Annotated in this window: 18 protein-coding genes; 5 read left to right on the forward strand and 13 right to left on the reverse strand. The window is 58.9% G+C overall.

Annotated elements, in window-relative coordinates; all coding sequences use genetic code 11:
- Position 1 precedes the first annotated feature (1 nt).
- Both IPM27_00625 and msrA read left to right on the forward strand, forming a co-directional pair.
- Complete coding sequence (locus tag IPM27_00625; protein MBK9160071.1) at positions 2 to 1,651, forward strand: cytochrome c biogenesis protein DipZ; 1,650 nt, start codon at positions 2 to 4, stop codon at positions 1,649 to 1,651.
- Between the two features lie 24 nt (positions 1,652 to 1,675).
- Positions 1,676 to 2,326, forward strand: coding sequence for a peptide-methionine (S)-S-oxide reductase MsrA (gene msrA / locus IPM27_00630; GenBank protein MBK9160072.1), 651 nt, complete (start codon positions 1,676 to 1,678; stop codon positions 2,324 to 2,326).
- 431 nt (positions 2,327 to 2,757) lie between these two features.
- On the opposite strand, the gene IPM27_00635 is transcribed toward msrA, so the two are convergent.
- The 4 genes from IPM27_00635 to IPM27_00650 all read right to left on the reverse strand — a co-directional run bounded on the left by IPM27_00635 (position 2,758) and on the right by IPM27_00650 (position 5,925).
- Positions 2,758 to 3,183 (reverse strand): hypothetical protein, encoded by a 426-nt coding sequence (locus tag IPM27_00635; GenBank protein ID MBK9160073.1) that lies wholly within the window; start codon positions 3,181 to 3,183, stop codon positions 2,758 to 2,760.
- A gap of 95 nt (positions 3,184 to 3,278) precedes the next feature.
- Complete coding sequence (locus IPM27_00640) at positions 3,279 to 4,193, reverse strand: hypothetical protein (protein ID MBK9160074.1); 915 nt, start codon at positions 4,191 to 4,193, stop codon at positions 3,279 to 3,281.
- Between the two features lie 135 nt (positions 4,194 to 4,328).
- A complete protein-coding gene (locus IPM27_00645) occupies positions 4,329 to 5,015 on the reverse strand; it encodes a DUF2461 domain-containing protein (GenBank protein MBK9160075.1) in 687 nt (228 codons plus the stop codon).
- Positions 5,008 to 5,925, reverse strand: coding sequence for an alpha/beta fold hydrolase (locus IPM27_00650; GenBank protein ID MBK9160076.1), 918 nt, complete (start codon positions 5,923 to 5,925; stop codon positions 5,008 to 5,010). Before IPM27_00650 ends, IPM27_00645 begins: the two co-directional genes overlap by 8 nt.
- A 159-nt stretch (positions 5,926 to 6,084) precedes the next feature.
- Here IPM27_00650 and IPM27_00655 point away from each other — a divergent pair, with 159 nt between their 5' ends.
- Both IPM27_00655 and IPM27_00660 read left to right on the forward strand, forming a co-directional pair.
- Positions 6,085 to 6,336 carry a type II toxin-antitoxin system CcdA family antitoxin gene (locus IPM27_00655; protein MBK9160077.1) on the forward strand — a complete coding sequence of 84 codons (252 nt, stop codon included), beginning with the start codon at positions 6,085 to 6,087 and terminating at the stop codon, positions 6,334 to 6,336.
- Entirely contained in the window at positions 6,336 to 6,665 is a 330-nt protein-coding gene (locus tag IPM27_00660) for a CcdB family protein (GenBank protein MBK9160078.1), read from the forward strand. Before IPM27_00655 ends, IPM27_00660 begins: the two co-directional genes overlap by 1 nt.
- A gap of 42 nt (positions 6,666 to 6,707) precedes the next feature.
- Here the strand turns inward: IPM27_00660 and IPM27_00665 are convergent, their stop codons facing one another.
- The 3 genes from IPM27_00665 to IPM27_00675 form a co-directional block, all read right to left on the reverse strand.
- A complete protein-coding gene (locus tag IPM27_00665) occupies positions 6,708 to 7,136 on the reverse strand; it encodes a helix-turn-helix domain-containing protein (GenBank protein ID MBK9160079.1) in 429 nt (142 codons plus the stop codon).
- The gene (locus IPM27_00670) at positions 7,133 to 7,438 is read right to left on the reverse strand and encodes a type II toxin-antitoxin system HigB family toxin (protein MBK9160080.1); all 306 of its coding nucleotides are present in this window, start codon (positions 7,436 to 7,438) and stop codon (positions 7,133 to 7,135) included. The genes IPM27_00665 and IPM27_00670 overlap by 4 nt, the downstream gene beginning before the upstream one ends.
- A 100-nt stretch (positions 7,439 to 7,538) precedes the next feature.
- Complete coding sequence (locus tag IPM27_00675; GenBank protein ID MBK9160081.1) at positions 7,539 to 7,706, reverse strand: hypothetical protein; 168 nt, start codon at positions 7,704 to 7,706, stop codon at positions 7,539 to 7,541.
- Between the two features lie 322 nt (positions 7,707 to 8,028).
- On the opposite strand from IPM27_00675, the gene IPM27_00680 reads away from it, so the two are divergent.
- Positions 8,029 to 9,399: a Fic family protein gene (locus IPM27_00680; protein MBK9160082.1), complete on the forward strand. Its 1,371-nt coding sequence runs from the start codon at positions 8,029 to 8,031 to the stop codon at positions 9,397 to 9,399.
- 45 nt (positions 9,400 to 9,444) lie between these two features.
- Here the strand turns inward: IPM27_00680 and mutS are convergent, their stop codons facing one another.
- The 6 genes from mutS to IPM27_00710 all read right to left on the reverse strand — a co-directional run bounded on the left by mutS (position 9,445) and on the right by IPM27_00710 (position 18,819).
- Positions 9,445 to 12,270, reverse strand: coding sequence for a DNA mismatch repair protein MutS (gene mutS, locus IPM27_00685; protein ID MBK9160083.1), 2,826 nt, complete (start codon positions 12,268 to 12,270; stop codon positions 9,445 to 9,447).
- A gap of 220 nt (positions 12,271 to 12,490) precedes the next feature.
- Positions 12,491 to 13,516 (reverse strand): response regulator, encoded by a 1,026-nt coding sequence (locus IPM27_00690; GenBank protein ID MBK9160084.1) that lies wholly within the window; start codon positions 13,514 to 13,516, stop codon positions 12,491 to 12,493.
- 1 nt (position 13,517) lies between these two features.
- Complete coding sequence (locus tag IPM27_00695; protein ID MBK9160085.1) at positions 13,518 to 16,061, reverse strand: response regulator; 2,544 nt, start codon at positions 16,059 to 16,061, stop codon at positions 13,518 to 13,520.
- Complete coding sequence (locus tag IPM27_00700; GenBank protein ID MBK9160086.1) at positions 16,054 to 16,890, reverse strand: transporter substrate-binding domain-containing protein; 837 nt, start codon at positions 16,888 to 16,890, stop codon at positions 16,054 to 16,056. The genes IPM27_00695 and IPM27_00700 overlap by 8 nt, the downstream gene beginning before the upstream one ends.
- An 8-nt stretch (positions 16,891 to 16,898) precedes the next feature.
- The gene (locus IPM27_00705; protein ID MBK9160087.1) at positions 16,899 to 17,492 is read right to left on the reverse strand and encodes a hypothetical protein; all 594 of its coding nucleotides are present in this window, start codon (positions 17,490 to 17,492) and stop codon (positions 16,899 to 16,901) included.
- A 16-nt stretch (positions 17,493 to 17,508) separates the two neighbouring features.
- The gene (locus IPM27_00710) at positions 17,509 to 18,819 is read right to left on the reverse strand and encodes a beta-lactamase family protein (GenBank protein ID MBK9160088.1); all 1,311 of its coding nucleotides are present in this window, start codon (positions 18,817 to 18,819) and stop codon (positions 17,509 to 17,511) included.
- Positions 18,820 to 19,098: the final 279 nt, after the last annotated feature.

Genomic DNA, 19,098 nt, shown 5'->3' on the forward strand with positions numbered 1-19,098 from the left:
TATGAATTCGCTCGACATCGGCCTTGCCTTCCTGGAAGGGCTGGCGCTCATCGTTTCCCCATGCATCCTGCCGGTGCTGCCGCTGGTGCTGGCCGCCTCGGTGGACGGCGGCAAGCGCAGGCCATACGGCATCATCATCGGCTTCGTGCTGGCGTTCAGCCTGTTCGCCATCGCGGCACGCGAGCTGGTGGCGCTGCTCGGCATCGACCTGGATGTGATCCGCGATGTGTCGCTGGTGCTGCTGGCGTTGTTCGGTCTGGTGCTGTTGTCGGAGAAACTGTCCGAACGTTTCAGTGCGCTGACGCAGGGCGCGGCGAACTTCGGCAACACGCTGGCATCGGCGCGCGGTGAAGGGCTGCTCAGCGGTATCGGTATCGGTGCGCTGATCGGGCTGGTGTGGACACCGTGCGCGGGCCCCATCCTCGCTGCCGTGCTGGTGCAGGTGATCCGCCAGCAGAGTGACTTCGCCGGCAATCTGGTCATCCTGTCGTTCGGTCTCGGGGCGGGAATCCCCATGCTCATCATCGCGCTGACGGGTCGCAGGCTGATGCACAAGCTGGGTTTTCTCACGCGCCATGCGGAAGCGGTGCGGCGCGGTTTCGGCGTGCTGATCCTGGCCTCGGTGGCATGGATCGCATCGGGAGCGAACATCGAGTCCTTGTTCATGTCTGCCCAACGCACCGAAGTGGCGCGCGGCGAACTGAAGTTGCAACACGGTCTGGACAAACCCTATGCCGCGCCGGAGTTCACCGGTATCGATCGCTGGTTCAATTCCGAACCGCTGACCATGGCGGGGCTGAAAGGCAAGGTGGTGCTGGTGGATTTCTGGACCTACTCCTGCATCAACTGCGTGCGCACCTTGCCCTACCTCACCGCATGGGATCGCAAGTATCGCGATCAGGGTCTGGTCATCGTCGGCGTGCATGCGCCGGAGTTCGAGTTCGAGAAGAAGGCGGACAACGTGCAGGCAGCCATCGCGGAACACGGCATCCGGTATCCGGTGGCGCAGGACAACCAACTCGATACCTGGAGCAACTTCAGCAACCGCTACTGGCCCGCGCATTACCTGATCGACCGCGAGGGCAAGGTGGTCTATACCCACTCCGGCGAGGGCGAATACGACGTGACGGAGAACAACATCCGCTACCTGCTCGGGCTGGATGAGAAGGGTGAGACCGTCATGGCGGAAGCGTCCGCGTTCTCTGCGGAACAGACACCGGAAACCTATCTGGGTTACGAGCGCGCACGCAATTTTTCCAGCCCGGAAGACCCTGCGCTGGACGCAGTGCAACGCTACAGTTTTCCCGCGTCGCTCGGGCAGGACGATTGGGCGCTGCGCGGTGATTGGAAGATCGAAGCCGAGCGCATCGTCGCGGCGGGGCAGGGCGCGGCACTGCGCCTGAACTTCAAGGCGCGCAAGGTGTTCCTGGTGCTCGGCAGCGCCAGCGGCAGACCGCTGCGCGCGAATATCCGGCTGAACGGCGAGCCGGTCGGTGGCAACGCCGGCAAGGATGCGCCCGCGGGCGTGTTGAACGTCGAGCGCAACACGCTGTATGAACTGGTCGACCAGCAGGCGGTGAAGGGCGGCATGCTGGAGATCGAAACGAACGAGCCGGGGCTGGAGGCGTACGCCTTCACTTTCGGCTCTTGAGGCGGAAGCCGGAAGGAGCACATCATGCATCGCTTGCTTGTCCTTATCCTGACAGGGTTGCTGACCGCACCGGCCTTTGCCGACGGACAGCTTGCCCGCCTGCCCGATCCCGTCGTTGATGCGCCGCTCGCCGCGAGATCGACGCAGCAGACCGCGGTGTTCGCGGGCGGTTGCTTCTGGGGCGTGGAACTGGTGTTCCAGCATGTGAAGGGTGTGGTCTCTGCCACGTCCGGCTACGCGGGCGGCACGGCGGACTCGGCGCGATACGATGCGGTGAGCGGCGGCAGTACCGGCCATGCCGAATCGGTGCAGGTGGTCTTCGACCCGTCCAAGGTCAGCTACGGCCGGTTGCTGAAGATATTCTTCGCGGTCGCGCACGACCCGACCCAGCTCGACCGGCAGGGGCCGGATACCGGCCCGCAGTACCGCTCTGCGATCTTCACCACGGATGACGGGCAACAGCGCATCGCGCGGGCTTACATCTCGCAACTGGATGCGGCGCGCGTCTATCCGAAAAAGATCGTGACGCGGGTCGATGCGTTGCCGGTGTTCTATCCCGCAGAGGACTACCATCAGGATTTTGCGACGCTGCACCCGCACAATCCCTATATCTACGTCCATGACCGCCCCAAGCTGGAGCGCCTGAAACAGCAGTTTCCGGCATGGTACAAATGAAAATGCAGGGATGAAAACGAATCGACACGCCATCTGCACGGGTACGACCCTAGCCCGTGCGGGGGCGTGTCAGTTGCGGAGGATGCTGCGGTACGGGGCGAGCCCGGCTTCGTTCGGCCGGGCCCGCAGGATGTTGCTTAGTCCCTCATCTTTTCAGTCACTGTCGCCACGACGATGCCTATGACTGTAGCGATTCCGATAACGATAAGTATGGTAGTCAAAATGCTCATTCAGGCCTCCTCCAAGTGGTTTATAAAAGGGTGAAAAATTTCGACCCGGTGGAAATTTAGCATATTTCTTTCGGGAAAAAAATCCATCGGCACGCTATGCCAGAGTGTATCGTTCAACTATATGCGCGGCATGGGATGTTCCTTGCAGACTGGCTGAAACAAAGGCCTGCAGCCCGATGCGGGAGATCGGTGGGCGCGGGTTTACGCTTCTCTTTTTGCGATCTGCTCGGCGAGCATCCTGCACAGATGTTCGTTGGGCGGCTCCAGCGCGTAGCGCGCCACCGAATCGAACAGTTCGCGGATCTCGTCGAACGTGAAGTTCGCCATCAACCGGTTCGCGATGTCCGTATTGACGGGTACCAGTCGCGCCTGTCCGTCCGGCAGGCTGAAACCGAAACCGGCCAGCCGGTGCAACTCGCCCCCGGCGAGGCTCATGCCTTCCTGCTCCTTCTCCAGACTGTCGTAGAACGCCTCGATCTCGTCCGACAGTTCATCCGGCAGGTCTTCGGGGATCTCCACCACCATACCCATCGGATCGTCGACCAGCTTGCACGACACACCGCGCTGTCCGGCATGCGCGACGAATCTGTCGCGCAACGTCGCTTCGAAAAAGATGTACTCGATCATGGCGGGAACCGGAAGATCTCAGGAATGGCATCCTGCATCGTGCGGCAATGGAAATCAATCACCCGGATGGGTTGTGCGCCCCGCCGGGGAGCGCTTCAGATCGGGCAACTCTCCAGGCCGCGCAGCGTCTTCAGGTATTCTTCGACGCGTTCCGGCAGCGTCTCCGGCGCGCTGACGAGGTCGTGCGAAAGCGAGAACAGCGGGTACGCGCGCCAGTCGAACAGGCCGAACTTCTCGACCATCCGCAGCGTATGCACGCCTTCGCCGGAGATATCCGACCACTCGCCGCGCACCAGCTTGCGTCCCAGCGTATGGTGGTGCGAATCCTCGCTGGTACCCGTCGTCATCAGGTCGCCCAGCCCGGCGTAACTGTAGGGCGTGTGCGCCTGCCCGCCGAAGGCCTGCACGATGCCTGACAGTTCCGCCATCGCCGCGACCATCAGGTGGCCGCGCATGTTCTTGCCCAGCTTCAGCTCGTCCGCCACGCCGAACAGGATCGCGTACACGTTCTTCAGGATCACCGACCAGCTCCGGCCATGCAGGTCGCTGGCCTGCTGGCACACCAGCGTGCTGCCGTGGAACAGGCTCTCCATCGCTTCGAAATCCGCCGCGTCGGACAGCACCGCATCGGCAAAGCCGTGCTGTCCCGCGCCGAGTTCTTCCGCGATCATCGGGCCGTAGATCACGCCGTAGCGATGACGGTTGCCGAACGCGGCCTCGAACACCTGCGCCGCCGTGCGTCCCGATTCGTCCAGCCCCTTGGCGATGGTCAGGCACAGGCTGTCTTTTGCGAGATGCGGCTCGATGCGGCTTGCGATCTCATGGTGCGGGTTCACCGGCAGGCAGAACAGCACTGCCTGCGCTTCGGCGACTTCCTCCTCCAGCGTCGCATGGCTGCCCCTGAGCACGCCGCCGACGTCCCAGATGCGCACATCGTGCCGCGCGGCCAGCAGGTATTCCATCGCTTGCCCCATCCGGCCATGCCCCAGGATCAATACGCGTAGTCTCATGTTCACCTCCCTGCCTGTTGGACTTGGTAATCCATTGAATGAGTCGTCATCCCCGCGAAAGCGGGGATCCAGTGCCTTTATCTGACCGGGTTCCCGCTTGCGCGGGAACGACAAGACTATATGTACCCGGCATTTTCAGAACTGCAGATCCAGCGCCCGGCACAGGAAGCGCATATAAGGCGCGGCCTGCCTGAAACGCTCCACCACCAGCGGGCGCAGCCCGGCCGATGTCACTTCCGTCCGGGTCAGCGGCGCGAGGCCGATGAAATCCTTGCGCTTCAGGTCCTCCACCAGCGGATGCTCCTTCGCGAAACCGCGCGGCGCATTGGCGAGCGCATCGCCGACCTGTTCGTAATGCCCGGCGAACGCGGCATCGTCGCGCGCCGCCAGCCATGCCTCCGGCTTCTTCACGATCGCGTCGCGAATCCGGAACAGCACATCCGCTTCGGGGTGCCACAGGCCGACGCCGACGAAGCACTCGTCCGGCGCGATGTGCAGGTAATAGCCCGGCGCGTGCACATCCTTGCCCAGCTCGTGGCGGAACTGGATGCCGATGTTGGTCTTGTACGGCGTCTTGTCCCGGCTGAAGCGCGTATCGCGATACACGCGCATCAGCGAACCGCCGACCTTCTTCGGTTGCGCGAGGAAGTGGCGCGAGATCGCCGGCATCTCGTCCGACATGTCGCTGATGAAGTCCAGCGCGGGATTGCACACCAGGGTTTCGTATTCCTGCTGGTGCGCGGCGAACCATTCACGCTCGTTGTTCTCCGCGAGGGAGGAGAGGAAGGCGAAGGTCTGTTTGGTGAAATAGCGGTCAGTCATGACATGTCTCCCCGGCGAGAAATTCGGTCACTGCCTTGCCCAATTCTTCCGGTGCTTCCTCCGGAACGAAATGCCCCACGGTCGGCAGTTCCACCGTGCGTGAATCGGGCAATGCACGTTGCCACTGCTGCAACTCCTTATTGCGGAACGCCACATCCTTCATGCCCCACACGAACAGCGTCGGCTTGTCCTTCAGCGTGCCGATCTTGCTCCACAACTGTGCCAGCCACGGCGTGGAAGCGATGATCTGCTTCGGAAAGACGTGGCAACCCTTGCGCGATTCCGCCGTGGGCAGCGCGGCCTTGTAATGCTGATGGGCATGCTCCTCGAGTTTACGCTTGTCGCCGAACGCCACGCGCATGAACGAAGTGACGAAGAAGTTGAAGCGCCTGATCAGGAAGCGTCCGATCGGCCCGCCCATCATCGCGCTGAACGATACATAGTGGAAATCGTCATCCACCGGCCACGCCCAGGTGTTCAGCACCACCAGCCGTTTAACGTTGTGCGGATGGTTCACCGCGTAATGCATGCCGATGGGGCCGCCCCAGTCGTTCACCACCAGCGTGATGTCCTTGAGACCGAGATGCTCGATGAGCGCTTCGAGATTCTTCGCATGCTCCTCCGGCAGGTAGCTCCAGTCGAAAGGCTTGTCCGACAAGCCGAAGCCGATGTGGTCGGGCGCGATGCAGCGGTAGCTTACCCCCTCTCCCGCTTGCGGGAGAGGGGTGGGGAGAGGGGCGAGTTTCTTGATGAGCTTGCGGTACAGGAACGACCACGCCGGATTGCCGTGCAGCATCACCACCACCTCGCCGCTGCCTTCGTCCACGTAATGCATGCGACCCGCCGCAGTCTGGAAATAGTGCGAAGCGAACGGATATTCGTTGCGGTCGATCCAGTCGGTGTTGGTCATGCTATCCCCTTTGCAATCATCGTATCCGATCCCCGTTGCGATTATGCCCAAGGTACAGGAAATCCGGGAGAGCGGAAATCTGGCGGGTATGGAGCGGGAAGGAAAATGTGCTTCACAAACCACCGTGATGCGCATACCATGCGCACAAGGAGATTCTCCATGAAATCAAAGCAAAGCAATCATGCACGTAAGCGCCCGGTCAACCTGACGCTCAACGAAGAGCTGGTCACTCAGGCCAAAGGAATGACCAACAATCTCTCCGGCGTGGTCGAGCAATTATTGGCCGACTACGTATTGAAACAGAATAGCGTGCGGCAAGAAAAAGTCCATCACGCCAAAGTCGCGGCGGAAGCGTGGAATACCTTCAACGAGCGTTCCGGGTCGTTTGCCGACGAACACTCCACGCTGTAATGGCACAGTTCGACGTTCACCGGAACATCGGCAAACAGCGGGAAGCCATTCCCTATGTCGTCATCGTTCAATCATCCCTGTTCGACAGCTACCGCCGCCGCGTCGTCATTCCCCTGGTACGCCGCAGCCATCTCGACAATGAACCATCGCTGGCCGGGTCGCCGCTGAACCCGGTTCTTATGGTCGAAGGAATCGAAGTGGTGCTGCATCCGCTGGAGATCGTCTCCGTCGCCACCGATCAGCTCGGCGAAAAGATTGCCGCACTTGAACAAGAAGGCGACCGTATTACTGCTGCGATGGATGAGATGCTGACGCGGGCTTGGGCGTAGCGGAAATCAATTCGTCTCCGGTACCTTGGATTGTGTCACCCATCACAGGAACACCGCTGGCGAAACCTTGAAGCGTTCAGCCAGTGCCTTGATCTGCCGTGTGTTGAGTTCGCGTTTGCCGTTCAGGATGGCGGAGACGATGCTTTGCCCGCCCAGCTCTGCGGCCAGATCGGTTTGCTTGAGCCCGTGTTCTTCCATCAGGAAAGCCAGCACCTGTGCAGGCGAGGCATCGGGCAGCGCAAACTGCTTTGTTTCATAGGCTTCGACCTCTTTGGTGATCAGGTCGAGCAGCGGCATCAGCCGGTGCGATTCATTCGCGCCGATGCGATCCAGCAACTCGTCCATCACCTGCACACGGCGCTCATAATCCTTCTTGCTCGTGATCGGTCCGAGCGGCACCAGCTTGTTCAATCCCTGCCAGGCGGATTGCACCGATGCGAGATCGAGATGACGTTCAGCGACTATGCTCATTTTCGTTTGCTCCTTTTGCGATCTTTGTTCCACTGGTCGTATTCGGCATGGGTGAAAAATTCCTTGATATAGACCCGCCCAAACCGGTAGTGGATGATCGTTATCAGCCGATAGTTGTTGCCCTTGATGTTGAACACCGTGTACGGGTCGGCAAAATCCGCAGTCGGCAACACGGCGCGCACGGCATGGATATCTGTGAAATCCGACTTCTCGAATATCTTTCGCCAGCTCGCCAGCGCCTCCGCAACATCGGCGTGGCGAGCGGCAAAGCCATCCAGTGTTTTCTTCTTGATGACGTTCATTGGGGATGAATATAGCAATGTGCTATATGCGTGTCAAATCGGGGGGGATGGCTGAGGCGAATTCGAAGCTGAGCTAACCCCGATTTCACGGACAGTTAAATTAAGCACCATAGTACAACCTCTCCACCTCATCCGGGGTGCGGTAGTCGAGTGACTGATGAATGCGGTTGGCACCAGATTGCAGCAGCTTGACCGCCGCAAGCTTGAATTCCTTGCTGTAGCGCTGACGTTTGCGTTCCGCGTTGACCTTCTGTATCTCTTTTCCCATCTGACACCTCCTGTAGTATTGTCTACTATTAAAAGTGTCCGTTAAATGCGGGTTAGCTCAAGCTGACCCTTTTAGCTGCTTTCTATTTTTGGGTTCAATAATCTCTCCTTTGATTCTCTCGATGAAGTTTTGACCGTCTACTAATTGCTGCTAATTTAGTGCTAAATTAGCAGCAATTAGTAGACGGGAATAACCACCTTATGTATATTGCTAATAACTGCTAATCAATCTACAAATTAGCATTAGTAAATTTTTGTAGCTAAAGGTAGCTTCTATATAAGTTGCTAGTAGACTGAAACTATAGGTTATTAAATAAAACACTATGAAACTACCACTTGCGCCCCCTGATCTGAAATCGTTACTTAAGAAAGTAAATGGGAATGTTTTAGCTAAAGCATATGAGAGTCGAAGCGTAGTACTGGACAATCATTATTGGCATTGGGATCAGATTAGATATCGCACACCACCTGATGGATTGACTACCGAATCTTGGTGGGTCGCAATAAAATTTGCACGATCAGCGTTATATCGACCATTGCCCTTACTGAACAAATTAGGCAAACCATTTGTTACAGCAATGGCAGAACCAGTGCTAATGCATCTTCATCATATAGACCAAGAGGCAGGAGGGAAAATTCTATCGTCATTTAATAAAGAGTTGCCGACTAAGGAGCATCAACAGCGATATTTGCTGAACTCATTTATTGAAGAGGCTATTACTTCAAGTCAGCTCGAAGGTGCCTCAACAACACGAAAAGTTGCCGAGTCAATGCTGAGGCAAGGACGAAAACCTAAAGATCATAGCGAGCACATGATTTTCAATAATTTCAGAGCTATGGAGGCTGTCAGAAACATGTATAAAGATCCGCTAACCCCTGATCGGATTCTCAATTTACATGCAATCTTGACAGAGAACACCATGGACGACCCAATGGATTCTGGTCGGTTGCGAACTGCCAATGACATACAAGTTATTGATAATCGGGATGGCACCGTAATTCACAATCCTCCTCCACATACTGAGTTGGAAGGTCGCTTGAAGGCCATATGTGATTTTGCAAATGCCGATGAAAATTCCACACCTTTTATCCATCCAGTGGTGCGAGCGATATTGCTTCACTTTATGATCGGATATGACCATCCATTTGTAGATGGCAACGGTCGGACAGCGCGGACACTTTTTTATTGGTCAATGGCTAGAAGTGGATATTGGCTCATGGAATATGTATCTATTTCTCATTTCCTACGAAAAGCGCCTTCTCAATATGTCAAAGCATATCTTCATACAGAAACTGATGATAACGATACTTCATACTTTGTTATTCATCAGCTTGAAATTATTCGAAGAGCTATAGAACAATTCCATAAGCATGTATCCAAAATATCTGAGCAACAGCGCGCTGTTGATAGAACACTTTCTACTTCGCCAGCACTTCGAAATCGACTCAATCATCGGCAAATTGCGCTACTTACGCATGCGTTAAAAAACGCCGGGGCAGAATATACAATCCAAGGACATCAAAAGGTTCATGGTGTGGCAACGCAAACCGCTAGAACTGATTTGTTGGCTCTAAGTGATATGAAACTTCTTAATAAGGAGCTTTCTGGGGTGCGTTACATTTTCATGGCTCCACTTGATCTGCATGACCGTATTAATAGTCTTGTTTCCGTTTCAAAGGATAGTGCTAAATGATGTTGGTGTTTAGGTACTTGGCAAATCAATGAAGCATTGTGCTTGCTACACCAGCTTCTTCAACTGATAAATCCTCTCCAGCGCTTCCTTCGGACTCATCTCATCCGGCTGCAGGTCGCGCAGTGCCGACAGCAGCGGATGTTCTTCCGGCTCCGGTGCTTCCGGCACGGCGGCGAACAGGTCGCCTTGCGGGTTCTGCGCGGCGCTGTTCTGTTCCAGCTTCACCAGTTGTTTCTTGGCGTTGCGGATGACGCTGTTCGGCACACCCGCAAGGGCGGCGACTTGCAGGCCGTAGCTCTGGCTGGCGGCGCCTTCGTTGACGCTGTGCAGGAACACGATGCTGTGCTGGTGTTCGATGGCGGCGAGGTGGACGTTGGCGAGTTGGGCGAATTCTTCGGCCAGTCGCGTGAGTTCGAAGTAGTGGGTGGCGAACAGGGTGTAGCTGCGGTTGAGTTCCAGCAGGTGGCGCGCGATGGCGTAGGCCAATGCCAAACCGTCGAAGGTGCTGGTGCCGCGCCCGATCTCGTCCACCAGCACCAGGCTCTTGTCGGTGGCGTTGTGCAGGATGTTGGCGGCTTCGGTCATCTCGACCATGAAGGTGGAACGTCCGCTGGCGAGGTCGTCCGATGCGCCGATGCGCGTGAATATCTGGTCGATTTCGCCGAGCACGGCTTGCTGTGCCGGCACGAAGCAACCGACATGCGCGAGTAGCGCGATGATGGCCACCTGTCGCATGTAGGTAGATTTACCGCCCATGTTGGGGCCGGTGATGAGCAGCATGCGGCGCGCATCGCCGAGCGCGGTGTCGTTCGGCGTGAAGGTATCCACCTGCGCTTCGACCACGGGGTGACGACCTTGCTTGATGCTCACCTGTGCTTCATCGCTGAATTGCGGCGCGCTGAAGTTCAGCGTGGCAGCGCGTTCGGCAAAGGTGGCGAGCACGTCCAGTTCGGCGATGGCGGCGGCGATGGCTTGCAGTTGCGGGATGCTCGGCGCGAGCGCGTCCAGCAACTGGTCGTACAGATATTTCTCGCGCGCCAGTGCGCGGTCATTGGCGGACAGCGCTTTGTCTTCGAAGGCTTTCAGTTCCGGTGTGATGTAACGCTCGACGTTCTTCAGCGTCTGGCGGCGGCGGTAGTCGTCCGGCACCTTGTCGGCATTGGCCGTGCTCACCTCGATGTAGAAGCCGTGCACGCGGTTGTATTCGACCTTGAGTTTGTCGATGCCGGTGCGTTCGCGTTCGCGCTTCTCCAGTGCCAGCAGGAAATCGCCGCAGTTGGACTGGATGCCACGCAACTCGTCCAGCTCGGGGTCGAAGCCATCGGCGATCACACCGCCTTCCCTCAATACACTTGAAGGTTCTTCCTTGATGGTCTTCTGCAGCAGCTCGACTAATTCATACCCCGTTCGTGCTGACCCTTCTATAAGCTCAGGACTAAAGGCCAAGGTCGAAGCATGAGCGGGCTCATCTGTCTGGCCGGCGCATTGCGCCGATCCTTCGACAAGCTCAGGACGAACGGTCTGGTGGGATGCGGAAAGGTTGAGTTCGGAGGCGAGTTGCTGCAAACGCGGTGCGCTGATGCCTGCCAAAGTGTTGTGCAGTTCGGGCAGTTGCTTGAGTGTGTCGCGCAGGCCGGAAAGGTCGCGCGGTCTTGCACTCTTCAAGGCGATGCGCGCGGTGATGCGTTCCACGTCCACGCTGGGTTTGAGCTGGTCGTAGACTACGCCAAACAGCTCCCTCGCCCCTTGAGGGGAGAGGGCTGGGGAGAGGGGGGCGGCGCTGTGTGAACCCTCTCCCCCAGCCCCTCTGATGGAACTACCAGCCATCTGACCAGGCTGGCAAACAACGCCAGCCAAGTCATTGGTTATCCCGCCAGCGGGAGAGGGGAGTAGGAGTTGTTCAACCGCCTCTAGTCTTGCCCCCAACGCTGCGCGGTCGCGCAGCGGGTGGTGCAGCCAGTGCGTGAGCAATCGGCTGCCCATGTTGGTGGCGCAGGTGTCGAGCAGCGAGAGCAGGGTCGGCGCGGGTTCGCCGCGCAGGGTCTGGGTGATCTCCAGGTTGCGTCTTGTCGCTGCGTCCATGCGCACGAACTGGTCGGCGTGATACACCTGCGCACCACGGATGTGGGCGATGCTCTGGCCCTGGGTGAGTTTGGCGTAGCCGAGCAGGGCACCGGCGGCACTCAGGCCGAGCGTGAATTCTTCACAACCGAAACCGGCCAGGTCGCGCGTGCCGAACTGTTGGCACAGCGCGCGGTGTGCGGTGTCGCGCTCGAAGTGCCAGTCGGGCAGGGATTTGTTGGCGGCGTTCTTGAACTGCGGCGCGGCAGCGCTCTCGGCGAACAATATCTCGGAAGGTTGCAGGCGCTCCAGTTCGGCGGGCAGTTGCTTGGCATCCACTTCGGCCAGGGTGAATTGACCCGAGGCGAGGTTGAGCCAGGCGAGGCCGATCTCGTTCCTGTTCTGGTGCAGCGCGAGCAGCAGGTTGTCGCGCTTCTCTTCCAGCAGCGCGGAGTCGGTGACGGTGCCGGGGGTGACGATGCGCACCACCTTGCGTTCGACCGGGCCTTTGCTGGTGGCGGGGTCGCCGATCTGCTCGCAGATGGCGACCGATTCGCCCATCTTCACCAGCCGCGCCAGATATTGCTCGGCGGCGTGGTAGGGCACGCCCGCCATCTTGATCGGCTGGCCGTTGGAGGCGCCGCGCTGGGTGAGCGTGATGTCGAGCAGCCTGGCGACGCGCACCGCATCGTCATGGAACAGCTCGTAGAAATCGCCCATGCGGTAGAACAGCAGCTTGTCCTGATGGTCGGCCTTGAGCCGCAGGTACTGCTGCATCATCGGCGTGTGTCTTTCAATGTCTTGTGTCATCTCGTTTGAGACTCAGTATTCATTTGTTTGGTGTTCGTTCCATCAATCCGATGAAGACAAACTGGAGCAAGACGATATCTTCCAGCTTCACGGATTGACCTGACAAAGGAATTGCGGCGGCTGGACCGGTAGCTTGCCGTGAACGCAACCTGTGCTTTCCTGTTTGAACGGAGATGGCTGGAAAGTGCGGGGTTGTCGCGCTGGAAATTCGACAGTCCGGTCAGTCCGGAAAATTGAAACCCTCCTCCCGGAACAACTTGATGCAAACATCCACGACCGCCGGATCGTACATCGTGCCCCTGTGATTCAATAGCTCCTCCATTGCAGCCCCGATACCCAGCCCGGGACGGTAGGGACGGTGCGAGAACATCGCCTCGACCACGTCGGCCACGCCGATGATGCGCGCTTCCAGCAGGATATCCTCACCCTTGAGTCCCTGCGGATAACCCGTTCCATCCATGCGTTCGTGATGCTGCCACACGATCTGCGCGATCGGCCAGGGGAAGTCGATGGACTTGAGGATGTCGTAGCCGATCTGCGAGTGGGTCTTGATGAGGCCGAATTCGAGCTCTGACAGGCGACGTGGCATGCTGAGGATCTCGGCCGGGACCTGGATCTTGCCGACATCGTGGACGATGGCAGCCAGCTTGATTCCCTCGGTCTGGTTAGGGTCCAGCCCCATCCCCTTGGCGATCTCGTCCGCAAGCGTTGCGACACGGCGCTGATGGCCGGCAGTGTAGGGATCGCGAAACTCGACCATGGAAGCCAGGGCTTCGATGGAACTGAGCAGGCTGCCGCGCAAACGTTTCTCGCTTTCCAGCAACTGGCTGGTGCGGGTCTGTATCGTCTCCTCAAGGTGGTCACGCAGCTGATGCAGTTCCATGTGCGTACTGACCCGGGCCACCAGTTCGGCGCGCTGGTAGGGCTTGGTCACATAATCGACGGCGCCGACCCTGAAGCCCATCAGCTTCTCGTCCATTTCGGAGGCGGCGCTGACGAAGATCACCGGGATGTCACGCAATGAATCTTCCGCCTTCAGGCGCCGGCACACCTCGTATCCATCCATGCCGGGCATGCGGATATCGAGCAGCATCAGGTCGGGTGGCGCCTCGAGGGCCGCGTGCAGGGCCAGCTCGCCATTGATGGCCGAACGCACCTCATAGCCTTCGTTCTTCAGCAGATCGGTCAGCAGTCGCAAGGAAGCGGGCGTATCGTCCACTGCGAGGATGTTGCCCTTGTTACTCATGTTATTTTCCATGGGTGTTCTCTATGGCGTTAAGGATAACAGGATAATCGAAATTCTCCACAATGCGGGACAGGGCCCTGCACAGCGTCGTGTCGTGGTCTGCGACCCGCGCGATGGCGGCGGCGATGCGGTCGCTGTCCAGGCTTTGCAGGGCCACCTTCAGTTCATTGCGCAAGGCGGGCGGCAACACGGCCATCATTTCGGCGGTCAGTGCCATCGAGGGCGCGGCTCCATCCTCATGTGCCTCCTCATGGATGAACTGCACGCCCAGTTGCCGCGACAGGCAATCGTAGATCTCGTTGAAGCGATAGGGCTTGCGCACGAAATCGTCCATGCCCGCTGCCAGCATCTCTGTCTGCTGCTCCTTGAACGCCGAGGCGGTGACCGCGACGATCTTCACCTCCTGGCCGCCGGGCAGGGCGCGTATCGCCTTGGTGGCCTCGATGCCGTCCATCACCGGCATGCGCCGGTCCATCAGGATCAGGTGCGGCTGCCAGCGCTGGAACATCCCGACAGCCTGCTTGCCGTCATCCGCCACCTCGGATTGCAGACCCACCCTTTCGAGCAGCCGCCTGAGCAGCAACTGGTTCTCCGTCTGGTCCTCGACGATCAGGATGCGGTACTCGGGTTGACCGGGGGCCAGCCCGAGCACGGTATCCTCCGTTCCGTTCTGAGTGCCGGCCACTTCGGTCGAGCTGGTCGTTTCCGCAGGCAGCACCACCCGGAAGATCGAGCCCTTGCCCGGCGTGCTCTCGACCGAGATCGTCCCGCCCATCAACTGCACGAACTGGCGGGTGATGGACAGTCCGAGGCCGGTGCCCTGATTGTCTCCCGGCTGTTTGCCAAACTGTACGAAGGGCTGGAACAATCGTTTCTGGTCTTCGGCCGAGATGCCCGGGCCGCTGTCCTCGACCTCGATGAGCAGATGCAAGCCGCCGTTCATGCGGCTGCCCAGACGCAGGGTCACGCCGCCCTGTTCGGTGAACTTGACCGCATTGCTGAGCAGGTTGAGCAGGATCTGGCGCAGACGGGCCTCGTCCCCATTGATGAAGCGAGGGAAGGAGGATGACTGGTCCAGCAGCAGTCGCAGCCCCTTGCCTTCGGCGCGGATCTGCATCATGTCCGTGACCTCGCGCACCAGCGCCCCGAGATCGAACGGCGCCTTCTCCAGTTGCACTTTGCCGGCCTCGATCTTGGCCATTTCCAGCACATCGTTGATCAGGGTCAGCAGGTGCTCGCCGCTGCGGTGAATGATCTCCAGATGGGTGCGCTGAACCTCTCTGCGCCCCGAGTCCTTGAGCATCAGGCTGGAGAAGCCGAGGATGGCATTGAGCGGGGTGCGCAGCTCGTGGCTCATGCTGGCCAGGAACACGCTCTTGGCCTTGTTGGCAGTCTCCGCCGCGTCGCGCGCCAGCACCAGTTCAGCGGTGCGCGACTCCACCTCTTCTTCCAGATGGTCCTTGTAGCGATTCAGCTCCTGTTCGGTCTGGATGCGCTCGGTGATGTCGACGGAAATGCCGCACAAGGCATAGATGCCGCCGCTCTCATTGCGCAGCGGGAGCTTGGTCGATTGAAAAACGCGCGTTACCCCTGTGTCGGTGACGGTATTGGTTTCCAGTTCCCTGACGGTCGCGCCCTGTTCCAGAACGCGGAGGTCATTGCGGCGGATGTTGTTGGCGGTTGAGGAATCGAAGAACTTGTCGTCGCCGCTACCGACGATCCCATCCATATCTGCATGCCAAAGCTCACGGACCTTGCGATTGGCAAACAGATACCGTCCCTCGGTATCCTTCAGATAGACGTAGGCATCCAGGTTGTCCAGAATGGTGAGCAGTTTCTGCTCGCTGGCCCGCAGACTCCCTTCACGCTCGGCCACGGCCATCGACATGGTATTGATGCTGTCAACGATGGTGGAGAACTCCTCATAGGTATTCTCGGGTGGAATCCGTGGGCTCTTGCCTTCAACGACTTCATGGATCGCAGCGTTCAGCACACCCATGGGTCGCCGCAATACTTTGTTGATTGTCCAGCGCAGCGACAGGAACAGCAGGGTGACGAGCAGCAGCGCGAAGCCGACAGTCGTGTAGAGGATGCGCCTGCGCTCATCCTCGTAGGGCTGCAGGTTGAGGCGGAACTCGGCGCTGCCGATGACGGCCCCGTCATGGCGGATATCGATCTTGTGTGTGTCTTTTTCAAGGCCGGGTTCGCCATATCGATAGAGGTCGCGCTGCTGCTCGTCCCGGATAGTCAGGCTGCTGAAATTACCGGTAGTGGTGAGGGCGATGCCGATCCTCATGACCAGATCGTCATCGACGTTCCATAGCGCGGGTTCCAGCAGCCATTGCAGATTATCTTCGTATCGCGCTGCGCCTTCCGCGAATTGCCCGGTCTGGTTGTGCTGGTTGTACAAGAAGGTCAATGTGCCGAACAGGGCCGCGACCAAGGTGATCGAAACGGCCAGTGCGACCGTGAGTTCATGGGAGAACGATTTCGGTTTGGTGGCAGGTGTGCCCATCAGGTCATCCTCATGCAGGTTGTCACTCATCCCAGGTGGATTCGTACAGGAGCAAAAGCCGCTCCAGCAGATCGCTGTCGGTCCGGGCGCCGCCGGGATCATGGTCATGGTGTTTGCGTTGTATCTCCAGATACTGCGGGCTACGGTGATACTCGAGCAGCGCCTGCCGATAGCGTTTCGCGATGTCGCGCCCGCCCGGGGCATCCAGATCCACCATCACCGCGATGGGCTGGCTGGCGCCCGGGACGTGCAGGCGAACAAAATCATCCTGCGCGCCGGGGAATTCTTGCTGTATCACATGCAGCGCCGGGAGTTCGGTCAGGATGGCAACGTCGATCCGTCCTTTCTTCAGCATGCGCACCAGGCTGGTGACGGAGTCGGCCTGTTCCACCTTGACCTTGAGGCGCTCGAATGCCTCAAGATCTTCCACCGTCCCGCGCAGCAACCCCAATCGGTGTCCGGCGAGGTCGGCCAGCGTCCTGATGGGGCTCGGCTCATGTTCGGGGCGGTAGTAGAAATACGTCAGGTGGATGTGGCCGATGGGAAAGATGGCGCGGTTGCGTTCGTTCACCAGCAGGTTGGGGTTGCCGACGATGAAGGGCGAGGTGCTGCGACTGTAGCGGGCGGGGGGCAGGTAGCGCATGGAATAGCTCACGCCGGCCTTTTTCGACAACAGGCTCAGCAGCTCACCGCCCAGTCCGCCACCGGGTATTGAGGCCGACCAGATCGGCGGTGTCTCGGTGGAATCGAAGACGACCGTTGCCTCCTGGGCATGGGCTTCCAACGCCAGCGTCAAAAACAGGCACGATAGCAGGACGCGTAATCCGGAAGTCCTTGCAGGTGCAGTATGCCCGCGCATGTCGATGTTCACTTCCAGCCGGGATTCAGGCTCTTGAGTTGGTTGAGGTAGTCGGCATGGAGCGCTTTCTGGCCGAGGTGTTTGTGCATCAGTTCGAGATATTGGCCGCTCCCGACGATCTTTTGCAGGCCCTGGTCGAAAGCCTTGTACAGTTTCGCGCCGCGCGGATTGTTCAGGTCGAAGGCCAGCAAGACGGGTGACTTGGCGTGAACTACATCGCTCAGGAAGTAGGTGACGGTGCGATAGCGCTTCTTCTCCTTGGCGGAAAGACCGTCCGCCGCAACGATCAGCGCGGGGACCTGATTGACGACGAACTCATACTTGGCGAGTTGCTTCGAGGGCAGGACGTCGATGTTGGGTTGCATGCCGCCCGCCTTGAAAGCGGCTTCCAGCAGGTCGCCGGTCAGCTTGCCCTCGATTTCTGAAGCGGCAGATATCTGGTTCGAGGAATAGCCGACGATGTCGATCTGCTGCGCTTCGCCGAACATCTTGGGGGCGACGCGAGGCGCCGTGGCTTGTGCGCTCCAAGAGTTCAGCATCAGGCCGATCGCGAGCAGGTGGGCGATGTGGCGGAATGGACGGGTGCGGTTCGAGTGGTTCATGGCGGCCTCCCTGTTCTCAATCATCGATGCTGGCAGCGGACATCAGCAGCAATTTATCCCACAGCCCGAAATGGTGTCCGAAGGGGTGCGTCTGGGACAGGAAGAGGGTGATCTTCTCTTCCTTCGGATCGACGCTGAAACGCGTGGAATACAGGCCGGCCCATTCGAAGGTGCCGACACCGCCCGCATCCACATTATGTTCGCGGTCCACCTGGATGCCCAGACCCAGGCCGAATTTCCAGCCCGCGTCGTGCAGCGTGATCTCGGAAAGGTCACCGATCTGGTTGGTGAGCATCAGCTCGACCGTCTTGCGGCTGATGACGCGCACGCCGTCCAGCCGGCCCTTGTTCAGCAACATCTGGGCGAAGCGGAAATAGTCGCCGGCGGTGCTGACCATGCCGACGCCACCGGACAGGAACTTCTTCGGCCCATGGGTCTGGAAGGTGGGCGAATAACGGTAGAGTCCTTCCTGATGCGGGCCGGGCGCGACCTTTTCCAGCTTGCCGTGCCAGTCGCTCTTCCATACCGCAGACATCCTGCTTTGTTTGTTCTCCGGCACGAAGAAATAGCTGTCGTTCATCTTCAGCGGCTTGAAGATGTGCTCGGTGATGTAGTCGTCCAGTTTCTGGCCTGAGACCACTTCCACCAGATAGCCGGAGACATCCGCCGCCATGCCGTAGATGAAGGCCTCGCCGGGCTGGCTGGCCAGCGGCAGCCGTGCCAGCCGTTTGACCATGTCGCCTATCGTCTCGTCGGTCTCGTACATGCCGCTGCTGACGCCGGCCTCCTCATAGAGCAGGTTCATCTGGCGCAACAGACGGTCTTGCGGGTACCACTCGGCGGCGAACGAATAGGGCATGCCGGCGGTATGGGTGAGCAGGTCCTTGATGGTGAGGTCGCGCTTGGCCGGCACCAGCTTGAAGGCCGGATCCGAACCGGGCGGCAGCATCTCGATCACCTTGGGATGGGCGAACTCGGGGATGTATTTGGCGACCGGGTCGGATAGCAGCAACTTGCCTTCTTCCTGGAGCTGCAGGATCGCCAGTGTGACCACCGGCTTGGTCATCGAGCAGATGCGGAACAGGGTGTCGCGTTGCATCGGTTTGCCGGTGTCGGCCACGCCGAAGGTCTCGAAGTAGGCGATCTTGCCGTGCCGTGCGACCAGCACGACCGCGCCGGCCATTTTCTTTTGTTCGATATGATCGCCGATGAAACCGGAGATGTTCCCCAGCCGGGCAGAGGACAGGCCGACCTCCTCGGGAGTGACGACCTTTGATTCATCGGCAGCGACGGAGTTGGTCAGCAGGGATGTCGTTAGCAGGAACATCCATATAAAGAATCTCATGCTTGCATCCTCCAAAAGTAGCTCTTGCTTCCTGGGCGAATCGGCATCGATGCTGGCGAAACCATTACATTGCGTATAGGCGCTCGGACCACGGCAAGCTGGACAGTCGAAGCCTGGCGGGCGTTGTAGTCAATCTACCAAAATAAGGCGGGACATGCCATCAGTTTGATACGGCCACATCATCCATGGCAGGGAATCGCTTGACAGCATCGTCATTTCTGACGATACTCGTCGCCATCGTTAATCAGGAACGACAGGAGG

The sequence above is a fragment of the Nitrosomonadales bacterium genome (genome assembly GCA_016716325.1).
Lineage (GTDB): Bacteria > Pseudomonadota > Gammaproteobacteria > Burkholderiales > Gallionellaceae > Gallionella.

What these genes read in the sequence shown, in the direction of transcription:
- IPM27_00625 (MBK9160071.1), top strand. Translation starts at nt 2, where the DNA reads ATGAATTCGCTCGACATCGGCCTTGCCTTCCTGGAAGGGCTGGCGCTC.
- msrA (MBK9160072.1), top strand. Translation starts at nt 1,676, where the DNA reads ATGCATCGCTTGCTTGTCCTTATCCTGACAGGGTTGCTGACCGCACCG.
- IPM27_00635 (MBK9160073.1), bottom strand. Translation starts at nt 3,183, where the DNA reads ATGATCGAGTACATCTTTTTCGAAGCGACGTTGCGCGACAGATTCGTC.
- IPM27_00640 (MBK9160074.1), bottom strand. Translation starts at nt 4,193, where the DNA reads ATGAGACTACGCGTATTGATCCTGGGGCATGGCCGGATGGGGCAAGCG.
- IPM27_00645 (MBK9160075.1), bottom strand. Translation starts at nt 5,015, where the DNA reads ATGACTGACCGCTATTTCACCAAACAGACCTTCGCCTTCCTCTCCTCC.
- IPM27_00650 (MBK9160076.1), bottom strand. Translation starts at nt 5,925, where the DNA reads ATGACCAACACCGACTGGATCGACCGCAACGAATATCCGTTCGCTTCG.
- IPM27_00655 (MBK9160077.1), top strand. Translation starts at nt 6,085, where the DNA reads ATGAAATCAAAGCAAAGCAATCATGCACGTAAGCGCCCGGTCAACCTG.
- IPM27_00660 (MBK9160078.1), top strand. Translation starts at nt 6,336, where the DNA reads ATGGCACAGTTCGACGTTCACCGGAACATCGGCAAACAGCGGGAAGCC.
- IPM27_00665 (MBK9160079.1), bottom strand. Translation starts at nt 7,136, where the DNA reads ATGAGCATAGTCGCTGAACGTCATCTCGATCTCGCATCGGTGCAATCC.
- IPM27_00670 (MBK9160080.1), bottom strand. Translation starts at nt 7,438, where the DNA reads ATGAACGTCATCAAGAAGAAAACACTGGATGGCTTTGCCGCTCGCCAC.
- IPM27_00675 (MBK9160081.1), bottom strand. Translation starts at nt 7,706, where the DNA reads ATGGGAAAAGAGATACAGAAGGTCAACGCGGAACGCAAACGTCAGCGC.
- IPM27_00680 (MBK9160082.1), top strand. Translation starts at nt 8,029, where the DNA reads ATGAAACTACCACTTGCGCCCCCTGATCTGAAATCGTTACTTAAGAAA.
- mutS (MBK9160083.1), bottom strand. Translation starts at nt 12,270, where the DNA reads ATGACACAAGACATTGAAAGACACACGCCGATGATGCAGCAGTACCTG.
- IPM27_00690 (MBK9160084.1), bottom strand. Translation starts at nt 13,516, where the DNA reads ATGAGTAACAAGGGCAACATCCTCGCAGTGGACGATACGCCCGCTTCC.
- IPM27_00695 (MBK9160085.1), bottom strand. Translation starts at nt 16,061, where the DNA reads ATGAGTGACAACCTGCATGAGGATGACCTGATGGGCACACCTGCCACC.
- IPM27_00700 (MBK9160086.1), bottom strand. Translation starts at nt 16,890, where the DNA reads ATGCGCGGGCATACTGCACCTGCAAGGACTTCCGGATTACGCGTCCTG.
- IPM27_00705 (MBK9160087.1), bottom strand. Translation starts at nt 17,492, where the DNA reads ATGAACCACTCGAACCGCACCCGTCCATTCCGCCACATCGCCCACCTG.
- IPM27_00710 (MBK9160088.1), bottom strand. Translation starts at nt 18,819, where the DNA reads ATGTTCCTGCTAACGACATCCCTGCTGACCAACTCCGTCGCTGCCGAT.